The organism is Gilliamella sp. B2923 (assembly GCF_026536565.1).
In the GTDB taxonomy this organism is placed as follows: domain Bacteria; phylum Pseudomonadota; class Gammaproteobacteria; order Enterobacterales; family Orbaceae; genus Gilliamella.
The window spans coordinates 131,325-150,491 of record NZ_JAFNNZ010000003.1; the positions used below are offsets into that span (position 1 = coordinate 131,325).

Annotated in this window: 14 protein-coding genes; 7 read left to right on the forward strand and 7 right to left on the reverse strand. The window is 38.2% G+C overall.

Annotated features, from left to right (window positions below):
* Window position 1 precedes the first annotated feature (1 nt).
* Window positions 2-724: a deoxyribose-phosphate aldolase gene (gene deoC / locus J3U42_RS05190; RefSeq protein WP_267335857.1), complete on the reverse strand. Its 723-nt coding sequence runs from the start codon at window positions 722-724 to the stop codon at window positions 2-4.
* A 194-nt stretch (window positions 725-918) separates the two neighbouring features.
* On the opposite strand from deoC, the gene J3U42_RS05195 reads away from it, so the two are divergent.
* The 5 genes from J3U42_RS05195 to J3U42_RS05215 all read left to right on the forward strand — a co-directional run bounded on the left by J3U42_RS05195 (window position 919) and on the right by J3U42_RS05215 (window position 4,805).
* A complete protein-coding gene (locus J3U42_RS05195) occupies window positions 919-1,341 on the forward strand; it encodes a PTS sugar transporter subunit IIA (RefSeq protein ID WP_267335858.1) in 423 nt (140 codons plus the stop codon).
* A gap of 27 nt (window positions 1,342-1,368) precedes the next feature.
* Entirely contained in the window at window positions 1,369-1,860 is a 492-nt protein-coding gene (locus J3U42_RS05200) for a PTS system mannose/fructose/N-acetylgalactosamine-transporter subunit IIB (protein ID WP_267335859.1), read from the forward strand.
* Between the two features lie 24 nt (window positions 1,861-1,884).
* Window positions 1,885-2,715, forward strand: coding sequence for a PTS mannose/fructose/sorbose/N-acetylgalactosamine transporter subunit IIC (locus J3U42_RS05205; RefSeq protein ID WP_220219317.1), 831 nt, complete (start codon window positions 1,885-1,887; stop codon window positions 2,713-2,715).
* Between the two features lie 14 nt (window positions 2,716-2,729).
* Window positions 2,730-3,557, forward strand: coding sequence for a PTS system mannose/fructose/sorbose family transporter subunit IID (locus J3U42_RS05210; RefSeq protein ID WP_267335860.1), 828 nt, complete (start codon window positions 2,730-2,732; stop codon window positions 3,555-3,557).
* A gap of 873 nt (window positions 3,558-4,430) precedes the next feature.
* Window positions 4,431-4,805 (forward strand): hypothetical protein, encoded by a 375-nt coding sequence (locus J3U42_RS05215; protein ID WP_267335861.1) that lies wholly within the window; start codon window positions 4,431-4,433, stop codon window positions 4,803-4,805.
* 154 nt (window positions 4,806-4,959) lie between these two features.
* Here J3U42_RS05215 and J3U42_RS05220 read toward each other — a convergent pair whose 3' ends face one another.
* The 6 genes from J3U42_RS05220 to aceE all read right to left on the reverse strand — a co-directional run bounded on the left by J3U42_RS05220 (window position 4,960) and on the right by aceE (window position 17,189).
* Window positions 4,960-6,774 carry a UvrD-helicase domain-containing protein gene (locus tag J3U42_RS05220; protein ID WP_267335862.1) on the reverse strand — a complete coding sequence of 605 codons (1,815 nt, stop codon included), beginning with the start codon at window positions 6,772-6,774 and terminating at the stop codon, window positions 4,960-4,962.
* Window positions 6,767-8,896, reverse strand: a complete 2,130-nt coding sequence (locus J3U42_RS05225) for an ATP-dependent nuclease (protein ID WP_267335863.1) — start codon at window positions 8,894-8,896, stop codon at window positions 6,767-6,769. Before J3U42_RS05225 ends, J3U42_RS05220 begins: the two co-directional genes overlap by 8 nt.
* Before the next feature lie 229 nt (window positions 8,897-9,125).
* Window positions 9,126-10,862, reverse strand: a complete 1,737-nt coding sequence (locus tag J3U42_RS05230; protein WP_267335864.1) for a hypothetical protein — start codon at window positions 10,860-10,862, stop codon at window positions 9,126-9,128.
* A 591-nt stretch (window positions 10,863-11,453) separates the two neighbouring features.
* On the reverse strand, window positions 11,454-12,878 hold the full coding sequence (gene lpdA / locus J3U42_RS05235) for a dihydrolipoyl dehydrogenase (protein ID WP_267335865.1): 1,425 nt from the start codon (window positions 12,876-12,878) through the stop codon (window positions 11,454-11,456).
* 15 nt (window positions 12,879-12,893) lie between these two features.
* Window positions 12,894-14,510, reverse strand: a complete 1,617-nt coding sequence (gene aceF, locus J3U42_RS05240) for a pyruvate dehydrogenase complex dihydrolipoyllysine-residue acetyltransferase (protein WP_416380441.1) — start codon at window positions 14,508-14,510, stop codon at window positions 12,894-12,896.
* A gap of 12 nt (window positions 14,511-14,522) precedes the next feature.
* Window positions 14,523-17,189: a pyruvate dehydrogenase (acetyl-transferring), homodimeric type gene (gene aceE, locus J3U42_RS05245; protein ID WP_267335866.1), complete on the reverse strand. Its 2,667-nt coding sequence runs from the start codon at window positions 17,187-17,189 to the stop codon at window positions 14,523-14,525.
* A gap of 374 nt (window positions 17,190-17,563) precedes the next feature.
* Here aceE and lipB point away from each other — a divergent pair, with 374 nt between their 5' ends.
* Together lipB and lipA are read left to right on the forward strand one after the other, a co-directional pair.
* A complete protein-coding gene (gene lipB / locus J3U42_RS05250; RefSeq protein WP_267328771.1) occupies window positions 17,564-18,184 on the forward strand; it encodes a lipoyl(octanoyl) transferase LipB in 621 nt (206 codons plus the stop codon).
* 11 nt (window positions 18,185-18,195) lie between these two features.
* Window positions 18,196-19,155 carry a lipoyl synthase gene (gene lipA / locus J3U42_RS05255; RefSeq protein WP_267335867.1) on the forward strand — a complete coding sequence of 320 codons (960 nt, stop codon included), beginning with the start codon at window positions 18,196-18,198 and terminating at the stop codon, window positions 19,153-19,155.
* Window positions 19,156-19,167: the final 12 nt, after the last annotated feature.

Here is a 19,167-nt window from a genome sequence, read left to right on the forward strand (position 1 = left end):
CTTACTTCATGCACTGCACATCAATCGTTTGTTGATGACTGTCAAGCAATGTTTGTTTGATCGCTTCAATAATGGCGATGCCGGAACTGGTCCCAATTCGCTCCGCCCCAGCCTCCAGCATTTTAATAAACGTATTGGCATCCCGAATTCCACCGGCAGCTTTTACTTTGACGGTATCCCCGACATGCTGTTTCATCAGTTTCACATCTTCAACCGTTGCACCGGTTGGGGCAAAACCAGTTGAGGTTTTAATAAAATCCGGTTTTACTTTAACCGCAATCTGGCACAGGGCAATTTTTTCGGCATCGGTTAAGTAGCAATTTTCAAAAATCACTTTTGAAATAACTTGATGTTTGCGACAAATCGCTACAATTTGCGACATTTCATCTTCAATATAAGCTAAATTACCGATTTTCAATTGGGTAAGATTAATCACATAATCAATTTCAGTAGCTCCATTATCAATGGCATTTTGGGTTTCAAAACATTTTGCTTCAATTGTCGTTTGCCCCAAAGGAAAAGCAATTGCCGCCCCAATACCGACATCACTGCCCTGCAACAAACTGGCACAAAGCTTTGACTGTACTTGATTAATTGCCACCATTTTAAAATGATAGTTTTTTGCTTCAAGGCAAAGTTTTTCCATCATTGTTGGTGTGGCATCGGCTTTTAAATTGGTGTGATCGATTAATCGGCTTAACTGCGCTAAAGAATATTTTTTCATGTTTTTTATGATCCTTCAATTCTAATATGTAAATACATATATTAGAAACAATCTTTCTTTTGTCAATCAATATTGCCACCAAATTGTGATAAACATCCCAAAATCAAACAAATAAAACATAATCTATTTGTTATGCTAAATTCAATATGTAAATATATATTTATACCGATCGTACAATCAATGGAGGAACGATAATGAAGATAGTAGTCACGTCACACGGATATTTGTGCGAAGGGATTTTATCCAGCTACCAAATGATAGCGGGCGATAGCGCCAGTTTTATTGCGGTCAAACTCGATGAATCCGGCATTGGTGATTTTTCGGCAAGATTAACCCAAACCCTAGACCAATTATTAACGGAGCAAAATGGGGTTATCGTTTTAAGTGACATCGTAGGCGGTACGCCCTATAACGAAACGTTACGTTATGCATTAGCTCATCCGGATCGGGTGTTTCTTATTGCCGGTTTGAATTTACCGATGTTGATTCAGGCAGGGACAGCGTTAGAAGAGGCTGGCGATATTCAAGCGGCAGCTCAATCGATTGTCGAGGTAGCACAAAGTGCGGTAACACTTGCTAAAACGGCAATCAATAGTGATGACAGTTTAGATTTTTAATAGGTAATCAGATAGGAGTTAACAGCGATGACAATTACATTAACCCGAGTCGATGATCGTGTTATTCATGGTCAAATTATGACGCGTTGGACTAAAGTGAGACCGGTCGACGGCATACTGGTTGTCGGTGACAATATTGCCGCCGATGAGTTACGCAAAAGGGTATTAAAAGCCGCTGCCGGTAATTTGAAAATTGGTATTTATACCGTCGCCCAAGGGGTTGATAAGATTCAGCAAGGCATGGAATCAACGAAAAATTTTTTTCTAATCAGCGATTCGCCGCAAACGTTTGAAAAACTCCTTAAAGCAGGTGCAAAACTCAATCCCACACTCAATATTGGCTGTATGAATACTCGAGCCGGCGCTAAGGTACTCGGTCGAACGGTTGCTATTGATCAAAATGACTACCAAGCTTTTGACTATCTGGAAAGTCAAGGTATCACGCTCGAATTTCAACTGTTACCGGATGACGAACCGAAAAGCTGGTCGGTGATGAAAAAACGATATGACACCTTATGAGGATCTATTTAAGAGGAAAACATCATGGAAACGATACTTTTTATTCCTGCCCTACTGACCGCCATTTTTTGCTACTTAGGCGCCATTGAATCCCCATGGCTCTTTGGGATGTCCGGTGGCTTTTATGTGGTAGGTAGACCACTGGTTGCCGGCTTACTTGTTGGCTTTGCCTTTGGGGATATTCAATCTGGTGTGGCATGTGGCTTAGCGGTGCAGGCGGTGTTTATTGCCAATCTATCCACCGGCGGCGCCACCAACAGTGAAATTACCTACGCCGCTTATGGCGGTATTGGTTTAGCGTTAGCCACCACGAAAGAGCCGGCGGTTGCCGTCACATTATCGGTACTTATCGGACAGACTTTTGGTTTGATATTTTACAATACCCGCATGGCGCTTTATTCGTTTTGGAACAACAAAGCGCAACAAGCGGCACAAAACAATAATCCTCGAGGTATTGTGCTAAATCATCTTATCTATCCGCAAATTACCACCTTTTTGATTCGAGCCGTGCCGATATTTTTAGCTATTTTTTACGGTTCGGGTTTAGTTGACTGGTTATTAAGTCATGTACCGGAAGTTATCACCAAAATCATCTCAGTTTTAGGTGGCGTGTTGCCGGCGCTGGGCATTGCGATGCTGATGAATATCGTCATTAAATCTAAAATTCAGTTAATTTTCTTCTTTGCCGGTTTTGTGTTACTGGCGTTTGCAGGCTTAAGCATGATCGCATTGGTGTTTATTTCCGCTTTGGTCGCTTACCTGTATTATATGGCAACCAACAAGCCAGCGGTTGCCAATAATAACCCGGCAAATGATACAAATTCAGACATATTTGAAGACGATGATCTGTTCTAATAGGAGTTGTACTAATGGATAAAGTCATTAACAATCAATCAAGATTGACAAAAAAAGAGTTACGCCAAATTTGGTACCGTTGGGGATTTACCCATTTATCCTCAATGAGTTATGAAAAGTTACAGGCGCATGCTTGGGCGTTTTCTTATATTCCCTTTGCTGAAAAATATTACAAAGACGATCCGGAAGCGAAACGCCGGTTATATATTCGGCATTCAATGTTTTATAACACCGAACCGCAAACCGGGCAGATCATTAATGGTATTGTCGCTTCTATGGAAGAAGAGATAGCCTTAGGCAAAAATGTCCCCGAAGAGCTACCGGTCAATATCAAAGCCACCCTTATGGGGCCATTAGCCGGTATCGGTGATTCGCTTATTCAAGGTATTATTGTGCCGATTTTATTATCGATTGCTATGGGTATGGCAGCCAATGGCAATCCGATTGGACCTCTATTTTATATTCTCGCTTATGGGATTTTAGGCCCGCTTATCTCTTATTTAAGTTTCTTTTATGGCTATAAGCTAGGCGTTAATGCGATCGATAATATTATCGGGGATAATGTTAAACGCATTACCGATGCCTTTAATATACTTGGCATTATGGTGGTAGGCGGGCTGGCCGCCGGTAATATTGTACTTAACTCTACGCTGGAAATCCCCATGGGTGAGTCGATACGATCATTGCAAAGTGTGCTTGATGATATCTTCCCGAAAATATTACCGCTGTCAATGGTGCTTATTGCTTGGTGGTTGGTGTCGGCAAAACAGCTTAGCGCAACGAAGGTTATTCTGATTTTGACGGCGATTACCACTGTTGGGGTGGTGTTGGGGATTTTTTAAGTTCCTTGTGGATAATGGGGATATTTTGAAATATGTTAAAATTTTGTTTTTATACTTAAATATAGGTGTTTTCAGAAGGATCTTGACAAAAATTTGTGTTTTTTTGCTTAAACACCTATGTTTTCTGAAACTTCTTGACAAGATTTTACTTTCGTTGAAAGTTTCGAGTTTTTGGTTTGCAGGTTTCGGACGCTGTTGATTGATTGATATTTTCATTTCAGTGCCTGCGTCCGAATTAGGGGGATTTTTTGCGAAATCCCCCTAGTAACCCCCTCGCAGCACCACCCAAAGCGGTCTTCGACTGCCCTCCGCCTTCGTTCGGTCTTAACGCACCGGCGCTGATTTGTTCCGGACAAAACAGCGCCTCGCCAAACATCCTTGTTTGGCGTGCTAACCTTTCTCAGTTGTCGGCGCTTTGTGAAGGTGCGGGTTGGTGCATGTTTTGGCTTTTGGGAAAAGTAACGATTTGGGTTTGGAGATATTTTAAAAATTTCTTAAACTTTTGTTTTTATACTGAAACGTGGGGTTTTTCTGAAAGTTCTTGTCAAGGTTTCCTATGACTTTTAAGTTATTATTATAGGTAGCAATGTGAATTTTTCGATATATTTGAAAATATCATGAACAGTTATTTTTATACTAAAACGTAGGTGTTTTCTGAAACTTCTTGACGAGGTTTTACTTTCATTGAAAGTTGCGAGTTTTTGGTATGCAGGTTTCGGACGCTGTTAATTGGTTGATATTTTCAATACGCTGTCTGCGTCCGAATTAGGGGGATTTTTTGCGAAATCCCCCTAATAACCCCCTCGCAGCACCACCCAAAGTGGTCTTCGACTGACCTTACAACCTGCAATTGATTTAATTAGCTCAAACAACATGATACATTTTCCAACGCAAGAACAGTTAACCAACTATTTCACAATGAAATCAGGGCAAATGGCTGCAATTACAGGCTTTATTAACCATATGAAATTAGATTACAACCGAGAATTAGATATTGATCGAAAAATGATTCAGCAGATGAAAGCGAAGCAACTAAAAAAACGCTATTCTCAATGGTTAATTGAACTCTACAAAAAGCCAAACTTAACCGAAGATGAACAAGAACTTATTTGTGTAGTATTGTACAATTTGCATGACATCATGGTAAAAAGTCAAAACGAGATGATGTTGTACGAATTCATGGTATTACCTACTATCGTTGTGAAGATAAGAATTATCTCCAACCACAATATATTTATCATTGTTTAATCTCTAGTTTTTAATGTGGACGGACAATGAAGTTTGGAACTCTAGATCATGTAACTACATGATCTAAAGAATTTAGCACTCAATAAAGTATCATACAAGAATTTACTTCGAATATAGATTATAGAAATACAACAAATATATGAATATCAGACCATTAAAATTCATCATATTCAAAAGCGTAATTCTCTAGTTGAGGCGTGGGAGATTTACCATTTGGAGCATACTTGCAATTAGGGCTTCTCATTCTTTCTGAAATTAAATGTAAATTTTTTCTTGCTCTAGATGAAAGCACATAGAGTATCTTTTTTGCATTTTCCTCTTTTAGTGAATCATGATCAGCAAAATGCGGTACATAATCATTTAAAAGAGCTATAGCAATAACAACATCATACTCCTCACCTTTTATTCCATGTATCGTAGAAACTGTAATCCCATCTTTTTGTCTAAATATTTTTTTAAAATTATATGTTGTATCAGCATCTGTAATGCCTTCATTACGCAATTTATCCAATCTATTATAAGCACTTTTAATAAATGCTTCTTGTTGCTCCAACAAAATTGGGAATACACTAATATTCAAGCCTAACCTTAAACAAAATTGTTTAAAACTTCTCTCCAAAAAGCTTATTCCTCTAGTCTCAACTATGTCTAGTGAATTACAAACCTTAAGTAATTGCTTTGGGGTTAAATCTACAATATGCATCCCATGTAGATTTAACTGCTCAAGTATTTCTTTAGACCATCTTAAACGCTTCAGATACATATCAGGGGATGGTTCTGTTAAAAAAATTTTTGTTAACTTGTACCAAAAATTTTCAATATCTCTAGAAAATGGGGCTATTCCTGGTCCATTAAAACTATAGTCAGGCATTTTCGCTATTAATTTTCGGGTTAGAGCTGAAACACATACCCATTGTGGAGCAGCAATACAAATCTCTGTAGGTAAGATTTTCTTTTCATTAATATTTAATAAAATCAGTCTTTCTACTTCATCTAATAAATTATCTAGCTTGACTGATTTATTGTAAGTAATTAAGCTCGGGTAGTCTCTATGAATTCCTGCTGCACAAATTGTATTTGAAGAAATTTTATAATTTTCAAAATAATTCACAATCCGGGAAGAAGAGCGAAAGTTCATAGTTAAACTAAGTTCTTGAAAATTAATATTAAACAATATATCTAACTCTCTTTTACTTTTACATATCCCACCTAAACCGCCATAAATAGCCTGATTGGGATCTCCAACAATAAATATTTTTGTTTGTTTTGGATCTGATTTTATAATTAGGGCTAAAATATGATATTGAATATCTTTAGTATCTTGATACTCATCAACTAAAATGTATGAGAAAAGCTTATTTAATATCATAAGAATTTTAGGTTCTTGCTCTAATAACTTATAAGAAAACTTCAATATTTGTTCAAAATCAATCTGCTTGCTCTTTTCAAGAATATTGAAATAGTCTTCGTATATTTTATTCAATACATCGTGCTTTCGTGTGTTTGAGCACATAAGTTTATCGCCTGATGTAGTTGCAATATAACCACAATCCCAATAAGTTATCTTAAGTTTTTCAGAGGTATATGTGCTACATAAATCTGTTAAGATTTTTTCAGATTCATAAGAATTTATAACACTGAACCCATATTTTAAATCTGGTAAATATTGATGATATGGCCGTAAGATCCATTCCAAACAAAATGCATGTATTGTTCCAATCCAAAGTTGCTGAGTATCAACTCCTAGCAGTTCAATTCTATCTCTAATTTCATCTGCTGCATTATTGGTATAAGTAATTGCAATAATAAATTTCTTTTCTGAATCTAATTTACTCAGTTCAAGAGCAATTTTATAGGTTAGTGTTCTTGTTTTTCCACTCCCTGGGCAGGCCACCAAAAGAACGTTCTGATCACTTAAAATAGCATTCGATTGCTCCTGTATTAATTCATCTTGGCTCCAACTAAACATTTTTATTTATCTTCTCGAAAAAATTAATCAACTGATCCTCTGGAATAGTAATCTTTAACTTATGAATTATCTTTTTCAAATTATTATCCTCAAGATACGCTATCAGCAGATTGTTAATATCGTTCTCGGATATCTCTAATTGCTTTAATCTATATCGAATTATTTGTGCTATCACTTTTGGTGAATATTCATCTTTAGCAAAGACTACAGCATCTAATATATAATTTGGAATTATAGTTTTATAGTCTATTATTCCTCCTACCATAATTGCAAACCATCCTTTACCAACATGATTTGCCATGGTTAGAACTCTTTTTCCATAGTCAGCTATTTTATCTGAGGTAATTTCCGTTAGAGACAATTGTTTTGTATTTTTATCAGTATAAATTTGCTCAATCAAACCAGATATTGCCATTTTATTAAACTCGCTTGCTTTAATAAAATCCACTTCAAAAGTATGTTCCGCATAATAAGCTCTCAACCAATGATTACCATTAATAAAAGCATCTAATTTTTCTTTACGCTCGATACCGTTCTTTGCTGAGCGCTTTACCCTATTATTATAATTTATCTCTATATCGCTATCATCTTTAATAATATTGACATCACAAATAGCTGCATCTAAATCGGTTATAATTGCACATTTTCTTTGAATACGATCATTGTGAAATAACTGAGCTACATTTTGAAACCCTGTACTACCAATATTGATTAAACTAATTCCTAGCTCATCTAAACTAATACCAAAAACTTGTTTTACTAAAATAGGAATAATGATCTCTTCTGCATCTCCCTCTACTAAAATAACTCCTTTAGCAAACAATAAATTGGAACGGACTATATCTAGATATCTTTGAATCTGAGTAATATTTTTATCTTCTAATTTATGTGATGGTTGATATATTTCTGTTGAAACACCCTTTCTAGACAATATATTCATATTCTTCACATTGCTCACTTCTGATATTTGTGTTGAATGTGTTGAATAAATAATTTGGGTATCGGGATAATTAATACGGTCAAAAAGTGTTTTTTGTATATGGTTATGAATATGTGCTTCAGGTTCTTCTATTATCAAAAAATTAGCCAAAGTCTCTTTGGCTCTCTGATATTTAAATTCTAGTAGCTTCAAAGTCAAAAATATCAGGTTAGCTCCACCTAAGCTTAATTCGTGAATTCCACCTTCAAAATCCTCAGATGTCTCACCAATATACAATTTTAAAGACTGTAACATCTTCTCTGCTTCATCTGAAATACCTGATTTAATTGATAAAGATTTGGGGGTATAAGTTACTCCTGTAGTATCTAATAGTGTAGATTTGATATCTTCTCTAACTTCTTTAACCTTCTCTAACGCTTCAATTTCTTGATTTAACTCTTGTATTTTCTCACTGATTGGAACATATACAGAAGTATCTAATTTCTCACTTTGATGCTTCATTAAAGTTAATAATGGATTATTTTTATTACTATGAAAATCACTAACTACATCTCTTAATGCTTGAATAAATGTAAAAGATATATCCTTAGAGATAGACAGTTGATGTGGAATCTTAGCGCCAAATTTCGAGTCATCAATGTGTTCAGGAAAAATCACATTATAAAAGTCACCAACTAGTTCTAGATAGGTTTCTGGATCATTAAAATCGACAGTGCTTCTGCCCGTAAAATATACTTCATAGTCATTTTCGACTGATATATTATTTAATAATTCTTTAAGTGAATCTTGATCACCTTCTTGCAACTTTGATAATTTATGTCTAATACTTTTATTAGGTCTAAAAAATAGATTGTAAGTTGCTCTATCTGGAGAGTCGATATTTTCAGCACCATGAGAAAATAAAGCCTGAATACCTTCATCATTACTCACATCCTTAAATTCAATACTGATAATAATCCAATGCCCACGCCAATCAGTTCCTAATTCTCTATTGAAATCATTTTCATTTAATTTATAAGCTGAAGATAATAGCGAATCATCCAACAGTAATCGTATAGCTCTAAATAAATTCGTTTTACCTGATGCATTTTCACCAATTATGGTATTAATTCCTTTATTTAAAATCACCTTAGCATTTTTAAAATTTCTATAATTGACTAAACTTACTTTCGATATATACATTTACTCTTTTCCCACAATTTACTGCTTGATAACACACTTTTAGATTTAGGCTTCAATTTTTATTTTCTAACCATTTCCCCAGTCGTATTATCTATCCAATACTGGTTAATGGTACCATCACTAATAGCTTGCTCTCTTGTTATGTAATCAAGCTAGTTGATGATCATCAGATCGCTAAGTTTCTCGCTAAGAAAAGTATACCGTTACAGCAATTCCTTAGAGTTAGTATTTAAAGTAATTTCTTAATACCATTCCAAACCCAGTTATTGTTCGTCTTTTTAGCTTCTACATGTCTAAATAGAGACATTTTTCCATTTTTAGAATCAACGTAATCGCTGCTTACCCCCTCGTTTGATATGATTTCAATAAGTAGCTTGAATAGGTTTTCATCTCGGCGATAAACGTCAAGGAATTGTTGAATATTTTGAGGTTCGTAAACGACACTACTAAAACCTGCATTCTCTTTTTCGTTTCTTACAGGAAAACTTAACACAAAGAATGTTCTTTGTTTAATATCTATACGTAATATCAACACACAAGAAGGATAATATTGATTCAATGACTCACAAACATCTTCCAAAGAAACCAGTGCAAAATCATCAAGTACATTAAAACCACGCTTAGGTGTGTACCAATAAACGTTAGCATCTTGTTCATTGCGTAAGCGTTTAGCATGTTCCCAAATTGTGTCTAGGCGTGACTTACCTTCAATTTCATCTTTATTCAAAATATCGTAAAAACAGTTAGCAATACCTGTATTACCAGTTTTTCCTTCTTTTTCTCCGACACCGTAGTTTTCAGGCTCATCGTAATTTAATAATTTAACATTGCCGACTTTTTGAGCTTCTTGAGTAAGTTGAATTCGCTTTATTTCTCGTTGTTCTCCAAGCAATTTCAGGTATTCAACAACATCTACTGTTACAAGGTTGTTGACGTTATCTAATGCAATATCAAGTTTTTCAAGTTCATGTTCTCGTTCGTACTTGCGTGTTCTGTATTGAGGTTCGTCATGGACTTGCTTTTTGCCATCTTTACTTACTTTTATTGGAGAATGGTAATAAAGATTAATTGGCACGCCTTGCGGTTGGCTAATACCTGTAATCTGGCAGCAAAGTACGGAATTTCCTAACTCAATCCCATAGAATGAAAGCTTTATGAGTTGGTCGTGCCAGCAAGGAATAAGATATTTTGGATTTGCTTGACCTTTGGAACTAATGATTTTTTCAGTTACATCTTTCACTACTTTTTTTGTATAAGCATCGTATTTCAAATGATAAAGAAATACGGCATCTTTCGTGGAAAGGTGATTCGGTACAAATACGCCTTTTTCTTTGAAAGATTCGTTCAAACGTAACTTCTGCTCAACCTTGCTCCAGTCATCCGTAATCAATATACGTTTTAATTCGCTAGAATAGCCGTAGTGAGCCATAAAGAAATGTAATGGGTGAACGATATAGGACTTATTTTCGCTTTCAGGTTTGATGACAAGTAATTGATTTCCATCCCCTTTAAATGTATTCAGATAAGACGAATTAACATATTTATCTGCTTCAAAAGGGTGAGATATTTTATCCATCCAAAGAGGCTTATAAGTTAATCCCTCGTTCTTTGAAAAGGTAACTTTGAACTCTTTAAGTTTGAACTTATATTTCGATTCACCATTCTGCCAAATGCTGCCGAATGGAACTTTATGAAGGTAGTTGATAGGTAAAGTAATCTTAAAGAAACTCTGACATTCCTCGCCAGTTTTCGTGTTTATATAGGTGGGATCGGTTAAATTGATAAAAATAACTTCAACGAGTGTTTTAGATTTTTCGAGCGGAAGACGATTTGCATACCAAGTAGCAACATATTTATGGTTTTTATTGTAACGACCGCCAAGTGGTTTACCTTCAAAATACTTCTCTAAATTAAAAGAACAATGCCAGCGAGCTATCTCTAAACTATTATCGTTGAAATATGACATGATCCACTTCCTTTTTAGACCTTTAAGATAGGTAACTGAATTATAAATGATATGGTAGTTATGTGACAATTATTTGTTTGATTTAATAGATATTTGTAGCTTTAACACTAAAACGCAGGGGGTTCTGAAAGTTCTTGTCAAGGTTTCGTGTGACTTTTAAGTTATTATTAAAGATAGCAATGTGAATTTTTCGATATTTTTGAAAATATCTTGAACAGTTATTTTTATACTAAAACGCAGGTGTTTTCTGAAAGTTCTTGTCAAGGTTTCGTGTGACTTTTAAGTTATTATTAAAGATAGCAATGTGGATTTTTCGATATTTTTGAAAATATCTTGAACAGTTATTTTTATACTAAAACGCAGGTGTTTTCTGAAAGTTCTTGTCAAGGTTTTGTGTATCTTTTAAGTTATTATTAAAGATAGCAATGTGGATTTTTCGATATTTTTGAAAATATCATGAACAGTTATTTTTATACTAAAACATAGGTGTTTTCTGAAAGTTCTTGTCAAAATTGGCTATGGTGTTGGGTTTTGTGGGGGGGTGAAAGCCGTCAAGGTTATTGACGGCTTGTTTTTTTTTGTGAATCGTGACTATTTTTTCACTGCTTTGGCATTAGGAAGGTCGGTTACTGTTCCTTCGTAGATTTCTGCCGCTAAGCCTATCGATTCGTGTAAGGTTGGGTGGGCATGGATGGTTAGGGCTATATCTTCTGCATCACAACCCATTTCAACCGCTAGGGTGATTTCACCCAGTAGTTCTCCGCCATTTGCGCCAACAACCGCTCCGCCTAATAGGCGATTGTCTGATTTGTTAAAGATCAGTTTGGTCATCCCTTCTGAACAATCTGAGGCAATTGCTCGTCCGGATGCTGCCCATGGGAAGATCGCTACTTCATAATCGATTCCCTTAGCAATGGCTTCTTTTTCGGTTAATCCAACCCATGCTACTTCCGGTTCGGTGTAAGCAATCGACGGGATAGTTTTCGGATCGAAGTAGTGTTTTTTACCGGCTATTACTTCGGCTGCAACGTGTCCTTCATGAACACCTTTATGGGCAAGCATTGGTTGACCTACCACATCGCCAATAGCATAAATATGCGGTACATTGGTGCGCATCTGTTTGTCGACTTCAATAAAGCCACGGTCGGTTACATTGACACCAGCATTTTCGGCGCCAATCAATTTTCCGTTTGGTGTGCGGCCAATTGCCACTAATACGGCATCATAAGTATGTGTTTCGCTTGTGCCGTCTTTTTTCTCCATGGTGACGTAAATTGCATCATGTTTTGCTTCAACGGATGTGACTTTGGTTTCTAGTCTTAAGGTGAACTTCTTCTGAATCTGTTTTGTGAAGACTTTTACCACATCTTTGTCGGCTGCCGGAATGACTTGATCGAACATTTCAACCACGTCCACTTCAGAACCTAGCGCATGGTATACCGTGCCCATTTCCAGACCGATAATTCCGCCACCCATTAACAATAATTTTTTCGGAATGGTGGTTAACGCCAGCGCATCGGTTGAATCCCATATTCTTGGGTCATCGTGCGGTATAAACGGTAGTGTGATAGGACGCGATCCAGCAGCAATGATCGCATTGTCAAACGTGAGTTTAGTAATGCCTTTTGCTGATGTGATATCCATAGTATGGCTACCGGTAAATTGCGCTTCACCTTGGATCACATTGACTTTGCGCATTTTTGCCATGCCGGCAAGACCATTAGTCAATTGATTGATGACTTTTTCTTTCCATTCACGCACTTTATCAAGTTCGAGTTTTGGCGTGCCAAAGTGGATGCCATGAGCGGTTAAGGATTTGGCTTCATCCATCACTTTTGCCACATGAAGTAAAGCTTTTGACGGAATACAGCCCACATTCAAACATACGCCACCTAAGGTTGAATAGCGTTCAACTAATGTGACGTCTAATCCTAAATCGGCTGCTCGGAAGGCTGCGGAGTATCCCGCTGGCCCTGCACCTAATACCACAAGTTGGGTTTTAACTTCTTGACTCATATATGATTGCCTCCTTTACATCACTAAACGACGTAAGTCGGATAATACGTTAGCAATATGGCTTAAGAAGCGTGCACCATCTGCCCCGTCAATCACTCGATGATCGAATGATAGTGATAAAGGTAACATTAAGCGTGGTGTGAATTCTTTTCCATTCCATACCGGTTTCATACTTGAGCGTGATACCCCTAAAATACCGACTTCAGGCGCATTGACAATTGGTGTAAATGAGGTAGTACCAATACCGCCAAGGCTTGAAATGGTGAAGCATCCCCCTTGCATATCTGCGCCGGTTAACTTACCTTCACGGGCTTTTTTCGATACTTCAGCCAGTTCACGTGATAGTTCGATAATGCCTTTTTTGTTGACGTCTTTAAATACCGGTACGACTAAACCATTTGGCGTATCTACCGCAACACCAATATTGATGTATTTTTTAATGATAAGCGTTTGCGCATCTTCCGATAGCGAGCTGTTAAAGCGTGGATAAGCCGTTAAGGCACTAGCGACCGCTTTCATAATAAACACTAACGGAGTGATTTTAACATCAAGTTTCTTTTTGTCCGCTTCGGCGTTTTGTTGCTTACGGAATGCTTCAAGATCAGTGATATCGGTTTCATCAAACTCAGTCACATGCGGGATCATCACCCAATTTCGGTGTAGGTTTGCCCCAGAAACTTTCTGAATTTTGGTTAGCGGTAAGCTTTCCACTTCGCCAAATTTGCTGAAATCAACTTTAGGCCATGGCAGTATGCCCGGTAATGCGCCGGAAGCTGCGCCGGTTTCCACTTGTTTAACAGCATTTTTAACGTAAGCTTGAATATCTTCACGTAAAATACGATGTTTAGGACCTGTCGGTGGTACTTTTGCTAAATTCACGCCAAATTCACGTGCTAAGCGACGCACAGACGGCGTGGCGTGAGCATAAGCGTCATTTTCAACAAAGTCATCAGCCGTTTTAACCGCTGGTGCCGTCGTTGACGGAGCGCTGGCTACCGCAACCGGTGCCACATCAGTTTTTGCCGCAGTTGCTGGCGCTGTTGTTGTCGCTGGGCTTGCCGGTGCCGCTGTGGCTGTGACTTCAAACTCCATGATTTTAGAGCCGGTTTTGACTTTGTCACCCACTTTGACAGTAATATTTTTCACAATACCAGCTATTGTTGCCGGTACTTCCATTGACGCTTTATCGCCTTCAACAGTAATTAGCGAATCATCAACGGCAACACTATCACCGATTTTGACTAAAATTTCAGTTACTTCAACTTCATCACCACCGATATCAGGTACAGTGACATCAACCACTTTGCTGGCTGTCGCTGCGCTGTTTGCCGGGGCAGCCGGTGTTGTAGCTGGCGCATCAGTGGCTTTGGTTTCAGTGCTGGCGGACGCTGCGTTAGCGCCCTCTTCGTCAAATACCATGATATTGACGCCAGTTTTAACTTTGTCGCCCACTTTAACGATGATTGATTTGACGATCCCGGCCTGTGGCGCAGGAATTTCCATTGATGCTTTATCACCTTCAACGGTTAATAACGACTGATCAACTTCAACCCGATCGCCGACTTTAACTAAAATTTCCGTGACTTCAACTTCATCACTACCAATATCAGGTAATTTTATTTCTATACTCATTATTGTTACCTCTTATGCGTTACGTGGGTTAAGTTTGTCGGCATTGATCTCAAACTTTTTGATCGCTTCTTCAACAACACTTGTTTCAATATCACCACGTTTAGCAAGTTCGCCTAATGCTGCAACCACAACATAAGATGCATCAACTTCAAAATGATGACGTAAGTTTTCACGGCTATCACTGCGTCCAAAGCCGTCGGTACCTAGTACTCGGTAGCTTTCAGCAGGGACAAATCCACGTATTTGCTCGGCATAAAGTTTCATATAATCAGTAGAAACCACAGCTGGATTATTATTCATAATTTGTGCAACATAAGGCACTTTTGGTGTTTCGCTAGGGTGTAACATATTGTAACGTTCACAATCTTGACCGTCTCGTGCTAGTTCAGTAAATGATGTGACGCTGTAGACTTCTGAAGTAATACCATAGTTCTTCGCTAAGATATCAGCCGCTTCACGTACATGACGTAAAATCGAACCTGAACCTAATAACTGTACAGTTGGTTTACCTTTTTGCCCTTCTACGGTATCAAGTTTGTAGATACCACGGCAGATACCTTCTTCAGCACCTTCCGGCATAGCAGGTTGTGCATAGTTTTCGTTTAGTGTAGTGATGTAGTAGTAGACATTTTCTTGCTCACCATACATACGACGTAAACCGTCTTGCATAATAACAGCAACTTCATAAGCATAAGCCGGATCGTAAGCGATACAATTTGGAATGGTTAATGCTTGGATATGGCTGTGACCGTCTTGGTGTTGTAAACCTTCACCATTTAACGTAGTGCGACCAGATGTACCACCGATCATAAAGCCACGTGCTTGCTGATCACCCGCTGCCCACATTAAATCGCCGACTCGTTGGAAACCAAACATTGAGTAGTAGATATAAAATGGAATCATTGGTAAGTCGTTAGTACTGTATGAAGTTGCCGCTGCCAACCATGAAGCGGTTGCACCACATTCATTGATCCCTTCTTGCAGAATTTGACCTTTTTCATCTTCACGATAGTAAGCCACTTGCTCTCTATCTTGTGGGGTGTATTGCTGACCGTGAGGGTTGTAAATACCAATTTGACGGAATAAACCTTCCATACCAAAGGTACGTGCTTCATCGGCAAGAATTGGCACTAAACGAGGCGCTAGATCTTTATCTTTAAGCATGATATTTAATGCACGCACAAAAGCAATCGTCGTTGAGATCTCTTTAGATTGCGCTTCAAGTAGTGAAGCAAATTCGCTTAATGGCGGAATCGATACATTGCCGGTGAATTTGGTTAATCTTGAAGGTACATAGCCATGTAATGCATCACGGCGTTCATGAATATATTTATATTCCGGTGTATGCTCTTCAAATTTAATGTAAGGCAGTTTTTCAAGGGCTTCATCGGTAACCGGAATGTTGAAGAAATCACGAACATGACGCACGCCGTCCATATTCATTTTTTTCACTTGGTGAGCGATGTTTTTCGCTTCTGCCGCTTCACCCATACCGTAGCCTTTAATGGTGTGAGCTAAAATGACAGTCGGACGATCTTTAGTCTCTTTTGCTCTTGCAAATGCAGCAAACATTTTAGCCGGGTCTTGACCACCACGATTGAGACGGAAGATCTCTTCATCGCTCATGTCTTTAACTAATTCGGCTGTTTCCGGATATTTGCCAAAGAAGTGTTCACGGACGTAAGCACCGTCTTTTGATTTTAATGTTTGATAATCACCGTCTAGGGTTTCGTTCATTAAGCGGATTAATTTACCTGAAGTATCTTTCTGTAATAATTTATCCCAGCGATCGCCCCAAAGCACTTTAATCACATTCCAACCCGCACCGGCAAAGACGCCTTCGAGTTCATTGATAATTTTACCATTACCGGTAACAGGACCGTCCAAACGTTGTAAATTACAGTTAACCACAAATACTAAGTTGTCTAATTTTTCACGTGTTGCAACGGTGATTGCGCCTTTTGATTCCGGCTCGTCCATTTCACCGTCACCTAAGAAGGCATAGACAGTTTGTTCAGTAGTATCTTTTAAACCACGATGATTTAAGTATTTTAAGAAACGTGCTTGATAGATTGCACTAATTGGACCTAATCCCATTGATACGGTCGGGAATTGCCAGAATTCAGGCATTAATTTTGGATGAGGGTAAGATGATAATCCTTTACCGTGTACTTCTTGACGGAAATTGTCTAGCTGCTCTTCAGTTAGGCGCCCTTCAATGAAAGCACGTGAGTAGATACCCGGTGAGATATGACCTTGGAAATAGATTAAATCACCACCGTCTTTGTCGTTACGAGCACGGAAAAAATGGTTAAAACAGACTTCATAGAAAGTCGCCGCAGATTGGAATGATGCCATGTGTCCGCCAAGCTCTAAATCTTTTTTCGATGCTCTAAGAACCATCATAATGGCATTCCAACGGACAATTGAACGAATGCGCCTTTCAATTTCCCAATCTCCTGGGTATGCTGGTTGTTCTTCTACAGGAATGGTATTGATATAGTTACTGGTTGAAGAGCCGAAAAGTAATGGCACGCCACCATCTCTTGCTTTGTTGACTATTTGTTCAATAATATATTGCGCACGTTCGACGCCTTCTTCACGTATAATTGACTCAATACTTTTCAGCCAATCTTGCGTTTCGACTGGATCGATATCATTCATTTGCATGTCCGACATATTAAAACCTCTTTTTTGTTTAAAAAAATGCAGTTTTGCTATCCTTAGCTACAACCTATGCCATAACTAACTGTATAAGCTTCAATTCTGCATTATGGAGCTTTATGACTATAAGTCTGCCATTTTCGATAGAAAAGTAAAGCAAACCTAAGCCTAGATGTGCATGTTAATTCCTATCAAATTAATCAACTATTTCAATAGATAATAAGAAAATCGCTGTAATTAATTGATATAAATCAAATTTAACTTGCGGGAGATTATTGAAACCAACTTATTTGGTTATACCTTGAAAGCACTGTAGTTGTCAAGCTATAGTAAAATCTGCTATATATTTGTTAATTAACTGTTAAACGGCGTTGGATTAAAGAATAATCATGATTGTTGATAATATCATCATTAAAGATCTTGGGATCACCCCTTACATGACTGCTTACCATGCTATGCATGAGTTCACGGTTAACCGTGATGCTAACACACCGGATCAAATTTGGTTTGTTGAACATCCTCCGGTTTTCACGCAAGGTAAAGTGGGAAAAGCCGAACATTTGCTAGTTCAATCCGAGATACCGGTCATTCAAACCGATCGGGGTGGGCAGATCACCTATCATGCGCCGGGTCAGCAGATTATGTATGTTTTATTCGATTTAAAAAGAGCAAAAATCGGTATCCGGGATATGGTCAGTTATTTAGAAAATAGTGTCATACAAACCTTAGCACACTATGATATTATAGCTTATGCCAAATCCGACGCGCCCGGCGTATATATTGATGATAAAAAAATCTGTTCGCTAGGCTTACATATCAAACAGGGTTGTACCTTGCATGGGTTGGCACTGAATGTTGATATGGATCTGAAGCCTTTTAATAACATCAATCCTTGTGGTTATGCAGGATTGCAGATGACTCAATTGAAACAATTTCAATCACAAATTGACCGTAATTTAATAAGGAAATTACTCGCTGATAATTTTCTCAGTCAATTACTCAACAAATAAGATATCTAATTATGCAAAATGAAGAAATGACAGTCAGAAGCTCAAAATATCGTGATGCTGACAAAACCCGTTTAATTCCAACAATCACCATAGAAGAAGCAGCACCATTAAAAAAACCCGATTGGATGAGAATTAAACTTTCAGCACATTCCGATAATATTGCGCATATCAAATCCACACTGCGTAAACATGGATTACACTCAGTGTGTGAGGAAGCCTCGTGCCCCAATTTGGCAGAGTGTTTTAACCACGGTACAGCGACTTTTATGATCTTAGGTGATATCTGTACACGGCGCTGTCCATTTTGTGATGTTGCCCACGGTAGACCTTTACCACCCGATCAGCAAGAGCCGCTAAAATTGGCTAAAACCATTGAAGAGATGAAATTGCGCTATGTGGTCATTACCTCTGTTGACCGAGATGACCTTAAAGACGGCGGAGCAAGCCATTTTGCAGCTTGTACGCAACAGATTCGCGCCTTAAGCCCGAATGTCAAAGTCGAGACCCTTACGCCCGATTTCCGTGGATGTATCGAGCAAGCGGTCGAGGTATTGAGCGAAGCACCACCCGATGTGTTTAACCATAATTTAGAAAACATTCCTCGTTTATACAAAAAAATTCGACCGGGGGCAAACTATCAAGGTTCGTTGAAATTACTTGCGGCATTTAAAGAGAAGCATCCGGATATTCCAACCAAATCCGGGCTAATGGTCGGGTTGGGCGAAACCAATGAAGAGTTGATTCAAGTGTTGAAAGATTTACGTATGCACGGCGTGACCATGCTAACTTTGGGTCAATATTTGCAACCCAGTCAGTACCATTTACCGGTTGAGCGCTATGTCTCGCCGGCTGAATTTGATGAATTGAAACAGATCGCTTTAGATATGGGATTTACCCATGCGGCCTGTGGTCCATTTGTTCGCTCATCGTATCATGCCGATTTGCAAGCTATGGGAAAAGAGGTGAAGTAATCTTCACCTTTT